General features: G+C 66.1%; 7 protein-coding genes. 5 read left to right on the forward strand and 2 right to left on the reverse strand.

Translation table 11 applies throughout. From position 1 onward, the window contains the following. Positions 1–275: 275 nt before the first annotated feature. Positions 276–4196 (reverse strand): BTAD domain-containing putative transcriptional regulator, encoded by a 3921-nt coding sequence (locus IPF36_RS31870; RefSeq protein WP_195432030.1) that lies wholly within the window; start codon positions 4194–4196, stop codon positions 276–278. A 268-nt stretch (positions 4197–4464) separates the two neighbouring features. Here IPF36_RS31870 and IPF36_RS31875 point away from each other — a divergent pair, with 268 nt between their 5' ends. Then, entirely contained in the window at positions 4465–5838 is a 1374-nt protein-coding gene (locus IPF36_RS31875; RefSeq protein ID WP_195432031.1) for a tetratricopeptide repeat protein, read from the forward strand. Between the two features lie 36 nt (positions 5839–5874). On the opposite strand, the gene IPF36_RS31880 is transcribed toward IPF36_RS31875, so the two are convergent. After that, the gene (locus tag IPF36_RS31880; RefSeq protein WP_195432032.1) at positions 5875–6237 is read right to left on the reverse strand and encodes a hypothetical protein; all 363 of its coding nucleotides are present in this window, start codon (positions 6235–6237) and stop codon (positions 5875–5877) included. Positions 6238–7157: 920 nt separating this feature from the next. Here IPF36_RS31880 and IPF36_RS31885 point away from each other — a divergent pair. From IPF36_RS31885 to IPF36_RS31900, 4 genes are all read left to right on the forward strand, one after another. Beyond that, positions 7158–7949: an alpha/beta fold hydrolase gene (locus tag IPF36_RS31885; protein ID WP_135705237.1), complete on the forward strand. Its 792-nt coding sequence runs from the start codon at positions 7158–7160 to the stop codon at positions 7947–7949. A gap of 63 nt (positions 7950–8012) precedes the next feature. After that, a complete protein-coding gene (gene cax, locus IPF36_RS31890; RefSeq protein ID WP_135705236.1) occupies positions 8013–9083 on the forward strand; it encodes a calcium/proton exchanger in 1071 nt (356 codons plus the stop codon). 190 nt (positions 9084–9273) lie between these two features. Further along, on the forward strand, positions 9274–9858 hold the full coding sequence (locus IPF36_RS31895) for a hemerythrin domain-containing protein (protein WP_135705235.1): 585 nt from the start codon (positions 9274–9276) through the stop codon (positions 9856–9858). 285 nt (positions 9859–10143) lie between these two features. Beyond that, positions 10144–10359 (forward strand): hypothetical protein, encoded by a 216-nt coding sequence (locus tag IPF36_RS31900; RefSeq protein ID WP_195432033.1) that lies wholly within the window; start codon positions 10144–10146, stop codon positions 10357–10359. Positions 10360–10980 lie beyond the last annotated feature (621 nt).

A 10980-nucleotide genomic window follows, 5' to 3' on the forward strand; every position in this document is an offset into this window, starting at 1 on the left:
CGCATCGTCATCGTGATGGTCTCGGGCTTGCGCATCGCGGCCTCCGGTCTCGGACAGACGGAAAGCCGCCAGCATGCCAGCCTTGGCTAGGGGTACGACATTTCTATTTGGCTCAACTACGACATTACTATTTGGGTCAAATTGGTTTCGCATAATAATCGTTATGTTAAATCATAGTTGCGGTCCATCCCGGCACGAAGGTCGTCAGGGTTCGGACTGCCGGCCGGCAAGGTGGCAAACCGCCCTCACCATCACAATATAGCTGCCGGGGCGGCCTAACCGCGCCCTGCCGCCAGCCGTTTCAGCGCGGCATCGATGGCCTCCACGGACGCGTGCAGGCCGGCCGCATGTGCTTCATCCCTGAGCTGGCGCAGGTTTTCGCGAAGCGCCGGGGTGCCGCTACCTTCTTTTTCCTGTCCGGCGCTGACCAGCGCGCGGCCCCTGCGGATCAGGAAGTCGCCCCACGGAAACGGCTCGGGCCGCATGTAATCCTGTAGCGCCGCGAGGTAGCGATCCGCTTCCTGCCAGTGCCGCAACGACACGGAAACGTCGATCGCGGCTTCCAGCAGGTCGACGTGGCAATGGCTCACGCAGCCCTGCGCCAGGATCGCCTCGGCCTGCCGCAAGGCGTGGAGCTGCCGGCCGGGATCGCGCGTGGTGCGTGCCAGGAACCCCAGCACGGTAGGGCCGGAGTAGCGCAGCCCGCTGGCGTGGCTCAGTTGCAGCGCCTCGTCGAGCAATGCCTCGGCTTCCTGCATCTGGCCAAGCGCGCCGAGCGCCAGGCCAAGCCGCGCCAACACCTCGGCCTCGAAGCGCCGCGCGCCCAGCCGGCGCGTCAGCGCCAGGGCCAGCCGCGCGTGCGCTTCGGCGTGCGGCCAGTCGCCGGCCAGCTGCGCGGTCGAGGTCATCACGTCGTAGGCCAGCATCTCGCTGCGCGCATCGCCGATGCGCTGCGCCAGGCGCAGCCCTTCCTCGCAATGGGCCCGCGCCGCATCGAGCTGGTTGAGGAACAGCTCCACCGCGCCCACCATCGGCAGGTTGGCGCATTCGATGCGGACAAAGCCGTGCGTTCGCGCCAGCTCGACGCAACGGACAAAATGCGGATGGGCGGTAATCATGCGGCCTTGCTGGTAGTAGGCATCGCCGAGGCCGCCCAGCGCACGCGCTTCGCCCAGCACCGATCCGGCCGCGCGCGCATGGCCGAGGGCGCGCTGGTGGGCGGCCAGGCACCGGTCCATGTCTCCCATCGGGAAATACAGGTTGCCGCGCAGCGATTCGATCTCGGCCAGCCGCTCCGACTGGCCCAGCTTGGCGGCGGCCTGTTCGGCCTCGCGCAGCGCTGACAGGGCCTCTTCATGGCGGTCGAGCAGGCGCAAGGCAGCCGCCGTGCCCTGCCATGCCCGGGCCTGCTGCGCCGGCACGCTGGCAAGTGGCTGGGCCTGCCGGAACGCCTGCAGGGATTGCGCGGCCAGACCCAGGTCCAGCGCCAGCTCGCCGTGCAGGCAGGCAAGCGCCTGCCTGCAGTCATCGTCGCTGGGCAGCCGCTGCGCGCGCTCGACCAGGCGCAGCGCGCGCTCGCCGCGGAAGTGCGCCGCCTCATGCCGTGCCGCGGCGGCATAGGCCTCGGGCGCGCCGGGATCGCCCGCGGCATCCAGGTGCTCGGCCATCAGTGCGGGGTCCCTGCCCTCGTACCAGGCGGCCGCGCGCCGGTGCAGGTTCTGGCGGCGCGACTTGAGCAGCGATGCGTAGACTGCCTCATGGATCAGCGCGTGCATGAACAGGTAGTCCTCGCCTTCCGGCCGTGTCATGGCGGCCATGACCAGGCGCTCGCACGCATAGGCGGGATCCTGGAGCAGGTGCCGCAGCGCGGCGGGGCTGAAGCGCTGGCCCAGCACGGCAGCGGCCTGCAGCGCCTGCCGGTCGGCGCTGGAGAAGCGGTCCAGCCGCGCCAGCACGATGCTCTGCAGCGTCCCGGGCAGCTCTTCCGTGCCAGCTTCCGCGCCCGCCTCGACGCCGCGCAGCAGTTGGTCGAGGAACAGCGGATTCCCTTCGGCCCGGCGGATGCAGGAAGCGGCGACTGCCGGATCGACCTGCCGGTAGCAGGCGGCCAGTTCGTGCGCTTCGGCATCGTCGAGCGGGCCGAGGTCGATGGTGGTCAGCGGCGCGCCCTGGCTGGTCGCGCGCCAGGCCGCATCGATCGGGTCGTGCTCGGGGCGCACGGTCAGCACCAGGACCAGCGCATGGCCGCGCGTTGCGGCCGCCAGCTGCGCCAGGCAATCGAGCACCGTGCGCTCGGCCCAGTGCACGTCTTCGACCACGATCAGCAGCGCTCGCGCGGCGCTGCGGCGGGTGGCCAGCGTCACCATCAGCCGCTGCGCGCCGCGCTGCCTGCTGGCGGGATCCATCGCGGCCAGCGCGGCGGCGTGCTCGGGGGACTGCGGCAGCTCCAGCATGTCGCGCACGAACATCAGCTCTTGCTCGGCAAGTTGCCAGGCGGCGAGCGTGCCTTCGATGGCAGCCACGTTACTGCCTTTCACGTCGGGACCCGGCGCGGCGCCCGTCAGTCTGTGCGCGAGCATGCGCATGGGATCGCCGCCGCTGCCCGCGCCGAAGTCGAGCACCAGGATCCGGTGCGCCTCCAGGCCGCGTTCGCGCGCCAGCGCGACAAAGCGCCCGGCCAGCCGGCTCTTGCCGATGCCGGCCTCGCCGCGGATCAGTACGACGCGGCCATGGCCCGAGCGCAGGCAGCTGTCGGCCACCCCGGCCAGCTGCGCCAGTTCCGCGTGCCTGCCGACGAAGGCATGCTCGGCCGGCGCCTGCTCCACGCCAAGGAAACGCCGCACGCACCACAGCGGGATCGGCTCGGCTACGCCGGGCAGCACGGCGCGGGCCACGCAATCGGCTACCAGGCGCCCGGGCAGCGCCTGGTAGACCCGGTTGGACACCATCGTGCCGCCAGCCTCGGCGGCCTCCATTGCCTGCAGGGCCACGCCGACCGGGCCGCCGGTCAGCGTCATGTCGCTGTCGCCATAGGCCGCCAGCACCTGCCCGCTTGCCAGGCCGACGCGGGCCTGCAGCCGCGATTCGGCGGCCCCGGCCACCCCGGCAACTCGCGCCAACGCTGCATGCAGCGCCCCGGCGGTGTGCAGCGCGCGCTCGGCGTCGTTGCCGTGCGCCACCGGGACCCCGAACACGATGGTCAGCCGGGTGCCGATCTCATCGGTAATGTGTCCGCCACAGGCGCCCGCCAGGGCGCGGGCCTGCTGGCGCCAGCAGCTCAGCGCCTGGTGCAGTTGCTCGGGCTCCAGCGGGCCGCCGGCGCCCTCCTGCAGGCTTGCCACCAGTACCACCGCGTGGCGCAGTTGCGGCTCGGGTGTCAGCGTGGCCGCGGGTGAAATCGCATCCGGTCCCGCAATTTGCCCGCCGCCGTCGTCACCGCCCAGGCTGCCTGGCGCCGGCTCGCGCCGCGCGCGCAGGATGGCCTGGTACAGCGCATCGGTCTCGGGCTCCGGCGACACACCGAGCTCGCGTTGCAACGCTGCCCGGCACAGCCGGTATTGCTTGAGTGCCAGGGCCTGCCTGCCCTGCCGTTCATAGAGCCGGATCAGCGCCCGGTGCACGCCTTCCTGCAGCGGGTCGAGCGCGAGCAGGCGCGTGGCACTGGCAATCGCAAGGTCTGTCGCGCCGGCCTGTTCGTTGTGCCCAAGCAACTTCGCCAGGGCGCCCAGCGCCACGCCGCGCAGGCGCTCGCGCTCGATCGCCAGCCAGTGGTCGAAGGCCGGCGCCGCGGCATGGAAACCCTCCAGCAAGTCGCCACGGTACAGGTCCGCCGCGCGTGCCAGAGAGGACGGCGTGGCTTCACGGGCACACTGCTCGAACTCGCACACGTCGACCGAGATCTCGCCCAGCATCACGCAGTCGCCTTCCGCCAGGAGCACGTGCTGGCCCTGCGTGCCCGCCTCGTCGAGCGCGCGGCGGGCCGCGCTCAGCGCCTGTCGCAGGCTGCTGCGCGCCTGCTCTGCATTGCTTTCCGCCCAGCACAGCGCGGCAAGCTTGTCGCGCGGCTGGGCCCGGCCATGGGCCAGTGCGAGGTAGGCCAGCACGGCGCGCGCCTTGCGCGCCGTCAGCGGAATCGGCGTGCCGTCGGCGGAGCTGAGCTGGAAACCGCCGAACAGGTCTAGACGGGCGCGGGTCATGGGAAGGAACCTGGCAGGCCCATCCGTTATAGGCGACGGCAATGGACTACGCTGCGGCTCCACGCCGCAAAGACAGGTAGCCGTTACTTTTCGGCCCGCGGCAACTTTCACGCTTCTTTCACGCCGGACCGCCGGGCCCGTTCACGGCCCCTGCCTACTATCAGGACAACCCCCGGGGCCGCGCGGCACTACCGTAGCGCGCAATAGCGGCATCAGCGGGCTGATTATCGAGACAGGGCTGTCTCCATCACACTGGAAGGATTGCGTCATGGCACATACGGATTCGCGGAGTGTATCGGTTTCAAGCACCAACGCCAGCTCGATCGAGCGCTTCGAGGCAGCACTGGAACTGCTGCACGGTTACTACGGCGACCCGCTCACCGTGATCGATCACGCCCTGGCGGAAGACCCCGGCTTCGTGATGGGGCATGCGCTGCGGGCCGGGATGATGATCACCGCAGGCGACGGCACCGTAGCGCCGCTGCTGCGCGAAAGCGTGGAAGCAGGCGAAGCGCTGTCCGCCAGCGCGAACGAGCGCGAGCGCCGGCATATCGCCGCGGCGCGCGCCTGGCTGGATGGCCATTTCACACGCTCGATCCAGCTCTACGGCGACATCGTGATCGACTACCCGCGCGACAGCCTGGCGCTGCAGGTAGCCCATATCGGGGACTTCCTGCTGGGGCAGTCCACCCTGCTGCGCGACCGCATCGCCCAGGTGCTGCCCCACTGGAACACCCGTGTGCCGGGCTTCGGCTATGTGCTCGGCATGCATGCCTTCGGCCTCGAGGAAACGCACCGGTACGAGCAGGCCGAGGAACGCGGCCGCTTCGCGCTGGAACTGAACCCGCGCGATCCCTGGGCGATCCACGCCGTGGCCCACGTGATGGAAATGCAGGGCCGCCAGGACGAAGGCATCGACTGGCTGAGCGGGCGTGCCGGCGACTGGTCGCAGGACAACATGATGGCCGTGCACAACTGGTGGCACCTGGCGCTGTTCCATCTGGAGCTCGGCCACGCCAGGCAGGTGCTGGACATCTACGACGCGCACATCCGCGAGAACCAGTCTTCGGTCGCGCTGGAACTGATCGATGGCTGCGCCATGCTGTGGCGCCTGCACCTGCGCGGCATCGATGTGGGCTCGCGCTGGGACGAGCTGGCCGATACCTGGCAGGCCCGCGGCGCGCAAGGGTACTACGCCTTCAACGACACCCATGCGGCGATGGCCTTCCTGTGCGCCGGGCGCGATGACGCGCTCGCCGCCCTGCTCGCCGGCATGCGCGCCGCGGCGGCCGGAAGCGGCTGCAACGCGATGATGACGCGCGAGGTCGGCCTGCCGGTGACCGAGGCCCTGGTCGCCTTCTCGCGGCGCGACTACGATCGCAGCATCGAGCTGCTGATGCCGGTACGCCAGATCGCGCATCGCTTCGGCGGCAGCCATGCCCAGCGCGACCTGATCAACCTGACCCTGATCGAGTCGGCGCTGCGCGGCGAACGCGCCAACCTGGCCTGCGCGCTGGCGGCCGAACGCATGGAGCTCAAGCCGATGAACCCCAGCCTCAGCAAGCTGGCGCAGCGCGCCTCCGCGCTGCAGCGCGAAGCGGCGGACGGCACGCGGGACGCGGCAGCGGTGAAGGCGGCATAAGGTTGGGACGACGGGTGCGTGGCTCGGCGACAACCGCTATGTTGCCTCGTAAGCCACCATGGCCAAGGCGCGTGCGCCCGCGGCCACCCCCACCGTCTGCGAGGGCGGCTGCGGCTTGAGCAGCGCGCTGCTGGTCAGCACATTGGCGGCACTGACGGTATAGCTGCCAGGAGCCAGGTTGGACAGCGTGGTCGGCTGGGTCACGGTCTGGCGGAACTCGCCGGGCCCCAGTACCGTGATGGCCGCCGACGTCCCGGACGGCAGGCCGGAGATGGAGATCATCAGCGTGCCGGTGCCGCCGTCATTGCCCTCTTCGTCGCCGCCCCCTCCGCAGGCTGCGATGCCAAGGCAGCAGGCGACGAAGAATTGGCAAAGCGAAGATCGAAGTGCTACGGACATGACACGCTCCCTTCCAGGCCCGGGCACAGGCGGTCATCCCATCGCGTTCTGGCGCGATGGGCGTGGAACCTTTTAATTACAGGGCGTGCCAGGTAGCGGCGTCCCGTAACTGGTGATCCCATGACAGGTATCGCCTTGCTTGAGGGGGCCGTCCGCGCTCGCTTCCGGGTCCATGGGAAATTTACCGACCTTGGTGCAGCAGAATCGGAATTCCGTCGCAGGCGCCGGAGAATTCACCACTGCGGGAGAAGCCATGGCGGATCGCTCAGCCGGCATGGCGTGCTCAGGGGCGGGAACGCTTTTCGTCACTTGCGCAGCCTTGGGAGGTGGCGCAGGCGCCGGAACATTTTTCGTTGCCGGGAAGGCCCGGGTGGGTTGCTCAGATTTGGGGAAGCTTTTTGGAGCCGCGGGGACCTTGATGCCTGGATCGACGCTCCGCTCCTGTGCGCCGGGAGAGACGCACTGACTGTTCTCGCAGATTCGCTCCCCTTTGCACTGCATGTCGTATTGGCATCCAGCGGCTCCGGCGTAAGGCGCAACCCCAGCCGCCATGGATATGCCGAGAAGCACGCCTAGCGCTTTCATATCTAGCTCTGGCTCCTTAGCCGTTTTTGGGCGCCCTTCATGCTTGCTCGGAGCCGGCGCTCTTGCGCCAGCCTGAGCCCCCTGGTCCTCAGGGCACCGCTTCTAGTATGGGATGCGCGCGCGCTGAGCGCCACCCTGGCCGGCCGGTCTTGCTGCGCGCCCTTGTGCCAGGCAGGGCTTTGACGAAGAGGACGATCCGCCTATACCAGTATGTACGCTTTTCGCACAGTCCCCCTTGCATCCGGAGTCGGATACGGAAGCACGCCGGGCTGGCGTCAACGGCGCGATCTTCGACCCCTTCGACTTCTCACGCTGCCCTAAACCGGGGAAGCAACATGCCAGACGTAACCTCAGACGGTGTTCGTATCCACTACGAGATCAAGGGCCAGGGTTCAACCGTTCTCTTGTTGGCCGGGCTTGCGGGAGTGGGTGCATCCTGGGGACCGCAGATTGATCTGTTCGCCTCGCATCACCAGGTGATCATCCCGGACCACCGGGGAACCGGTGCATCTGAGCACACCGCCCGCGACATGACGATTCCTCAGCACGCGCGAGACATGGCGCGGATTGTCGAGGCCGTCGGATGCGGACCAGTCCATGTCGTCGGTTCTTCAACCGGCGGCGCCATCGCGCAGCTACTGGCGATCCGTCACCGCGAGTTATTGCGCAGCGCAACCATTGTTTCCTCGATTGCTCGCGCGGATGCGTTCTACCGTCGCCAGTTCGCCATGCGGCAACGCATGCTGAACGATTCCGGCCTGCGCGCCTCGACGGAGGCCAACGCGCTGTTCCTGTTCGATGCGCGATTCATGCGCGAGCACCCGCAGCAGGTGCAGGCATGGGTGGACGCGACAGCGGCCGGCACATTTGAACCAGAGATCGGCTTTGCCCGCATCGAGATGATCGTCGGTCATGACGCCTTCGAGGACCTTCCTTCTATCTCGACACCGACGCTGGTAGTGGTGGGTGAGCGCGACTTCTGCGCCCCGCCCTACTTCTCCGCGGAGATTGCCGCGCGAATCCCCGGCGCCGAGCTTGTCATGCTGGACGGCGGCCACTTCATCTTCCTGGAGCAGCCGCACCTGCTGTACGACACCGTTGCGGGCTTTATCGCCAGGCACGAATGATCGTCGTGCGCACAGGCCACACTGATCCGCTCGGCGCTGGCAGCCCTTGCAAAGGAACGCCCCATGTGGATGAACTGGCTTCTCGTATTCGTGCCGATCGCGATTGCCCTGGAATTCCTCGCGGCCGACCAGCATCTGCTCATTTTTCTGACTTCTGCCGTGGCCATCCTTCCCCTTGCGGGACGGATGGGCCATGCCACCGAGCAGTTGGCAGAGCGGCTGGGCGAGGCCATCGGTGGCTTGCTCAATGCGACATTCGGCAATGCGGCGGAGCTGATCATTGCACTGGTTGCCTTGCGTGCAGGCCTTCATCAGGTCGTGGAAGCCTCCATCGTCGGTTCCATTGTCGGCAACCTGCTGCTGGTGTTTGGCGCCGCGATGCTCGCGGGGGGCATTCGCTATCCCGAGCAACGGTTCAACCCGCGCGGTGCGCGTTCGCAGGCGACCATGCTCATACTGTCGGCGATCGCGCTGGTCCTCCCTGCCAGCTTCGAAGCCGTAGCGGACAGATCAGACGTGCTGTACCGGCTCAGCGTCTGTATTTCCATTGCGCTGCTTGTCATCTACGCGCTGTATCTGTTGTTTTCGTTGGTCACTCATCCTGCGCTGTTCCGCAGTGCACACGAAGCCGGGATGGCGGCGACAGAACGCGAGAAAGACAAGCCACCTGCCAACGCCCCCCGCGCGCTAGCGATACTGGCGGCAGCCACCGTCGGGACGGCGTGGATGAGCGAGATCATGGTGGGCGCTATTGGCCCCATGATGCACGCCTACGCCCTCAGCGAAATTTTTGTCGGCGCGTTCGTCGTGGCAATCCTGGGCAATGCAGCCGAACATGCATCGGCCATTACCGCAGCCATCAGAAATCGCATGGACCTTTCGTTTTCCATTGCGGTGGGATCCAGCGTCCAGGTGGCACTTTTCGTCGCGCCAGTCCTGGTGCTCGTCAGCCATTTTCTCGGTCCGGCTCCGATGGACCTGGCCTTTCGTCCAGCCCTGGTACTCATTGTGGTCCTGTCAGTGCTGGTCACGGCGCAAATGGCAAGCGACGGACGCGCCGACTGGTTCAAGGGCACGCAACTCCTGATGGTCTATTTCGCGCTTGCCCTCACCTTCTTCTTCCTGCCGCGCTAACTCATGGCCGGCCACGGCTGAAGCGCAAGTGACAAGCTCGACAGTTAGCTCGCGAGTCGTCAAGGCACCTGGAGTCTGATTGATCTGCATCAGATCCCCATGGTGACGGATGCCTATGGTGTCATCAAGATCTTGCAATTCCGATATGGATGCGGACTCAAGATCCACTCGACCTCCCGGGAGGGGCACCATGAATAACCAACTTGCCGCCTGGCATACCGACCATATCAACTTCGCCAGCCTGCTCGACCTGTTGGAGAGAGAGGTGAGCGCCTTTTACCAGGAGGAGCAGCCAAACTACGGTTTGATGGAGCTGATCATCGAGTACATGCGCAAGTATGGCGATTGCGTTCACCATCCTCGGGAGGATGTTGCATACGCGCTGCTCGTCGAGCGAGACCCAGGCATGCGCATTGTGATCAGCCGGCTTCTGCAAGAGCATCGTGTGATTGCAGCGGTAGGCGAGGATTTGCTCAACCGGCTTCATGAAGCGGAACGAGATGTCATAACGTCGCGAACGGCGCTGGAAGCCGCTGCCGCCATGTACCTTGCCTACTATCGCAATCATCTCTCCACCGAGGAGAAACAGGTCATGCCCCGTGCCGCACACTTGCTAACCGAAGAAGATTGGGCAGCGGTCGCGGCCATTGAGCCGGCCAGCGTCGATCCATTATTTGGAGAAGATGTACACCAGCGTTTCGCAGCCTTGCGGAGACTGATTGACGGCGAAGCAAGTGTGTATATCCCCTCCCCTGATCATCACGAGCTGGCTTGAAACCACGACCCCGATGCCGCATCCAAGGCGTCGCAAAGAAGGTTGTGCGGTATCCGTCCCTTCCCCCACCCAAGCGCACTGCACCGGCCCCCAACTAACCCTAACTGTCCCGAACAGCAAAATTTTTGTCCCGCCACGTCAAATGGAGGCGCGGCGATTTCACATACTGATAGCAGCGCTTCCCCTCCATCCACCGATTCGGCAAGACAGCACAAGCGAAAGGGAGTGAGAGCGACACGCCGTCCCGCGCGACGCCACTGTAGATCCCCCTTGCGAGTTTCCGTCATGTTCGCCATTGCCTGTTGGTTGATTTTCTCCGTTCTGGTCGGCTTCTTTGCCAACGGGCTGGGGCGCTCCGGCGCGGCCTGGACGACTTTCTCGATGATCTTCAGCCCGTCCCTTGGCTTGCTTCTTGTGGCCATCCTTGACGAGAAGCCGGTGCAGTCTCGCTTCGCAAGAGGCCTGGCTCTGATGCGGCTGCTGGCGGTCCGACCCCAATAGACTCCCTGCCCAGCATTGCCCGCACGCCCGAGCCATGGGTTATATGACATGGCTACCGGCGGAGGCTGCTGGAGTCCTGCGTGGAACGCACTCGCGAGTTCTACCGCCTGCTCGGCGTCAACGCTTGCCCGCGCTTCATTTCCGAAGAACTCCGTCTGGTCGAAGCGTAGCAGGCGTCCGCTCAGCTGACGTGAAGGGGCATGCAGATTGCCGTAGATATGCCGAAGGATATTGTGCGACTGGATAAAGCTGCCGTTATTGATATACGGCGGCTGGTTGGTGCCTAACGGCGAATCCTCGGCATTGTCGGTGATGATCGAATGGCCAGCCGGCACGCTGTCGTCAAAGAAGATGTTGTCAACGTGATATACCGGTTGCCGTAAGGCAGTGGCTGGCGAAGTCGGACTGGCCGAAAGTAAAGTCGATATAGTTGTATCCCTGATATCGAGGTCAATACCGGATACTGGGTGGCACAGACGCTTGCGGCACAGGCGGCGCCGGCGGATCAGGTGGCAGAAGCATAGTCGCTGGCCTGGCGGCCGCTGCGCCATTCTAGGCGTGACCGCCAAAGCAAAAACCCCTCGCAGCACACGCTGTCGAGGGGTTTTGCACAATAAGAGC

This window comes from Cupriavidus sp. IK-TO18, from assembly GCF_015549295.1.
GTDB classification, from domain to species: Bacteria; Pseudomonadota; Gammaproteobacteria; order Burkholderiales; family Burkholderiaceae; genus Cupriavidus; species Cupriavidus oxalaticus_A.

Coding starts and splice junctions, on each gene's coding strand:
- IPF36_RS31870 (WP_195432030.1), bottom strand. CDS start 4,196: ATGACCCGCGCCCGTCTAGACCTGTTCGGCGGTTTCCAGCTCAGCTCC.
- IPF36_RS31875 (WP_195432031.1), top strand. CDS start 4,465: ATGGCACATACGGATTCGCGGAGTGTATCGGTTTCAAGCACCAACGCC.
- IPF36_RS31880 (WP_195432032.1), bottom strand. CDS start 6,237: ATGTCCGTAGCACTTCGATCTTCGCTTTGCCAATTCTTCGTCGCCTGC.
- IPF36_RS31885 (WP_135705237.1), top strand. CDS start 7,158: ATGCCAGACGTAACCTCAGACGGTGTTCGTATCCACTACGAGATCAAG.
- cax (WP_135705236.1), top strand. CDS start 8,013: ATGTGGATGAACTGGCTTCTCGTATTCGTGCCGATCGCGATTGCCCTG.
- IPF36_RS31895 (WP_135705235.1), top strand. CDS start 9,274: ATGAATAACCAACTTGCCGCCTGGCATACCGACCATATCAACTTCGCC.
- IPF36_RS31900 (WP_195432033.1), top strand. CDS start 10,144: ATGTTCGCCATTGCCTGTTGGTTGATTTTCTCCGTTCTGGTCGGCTTC.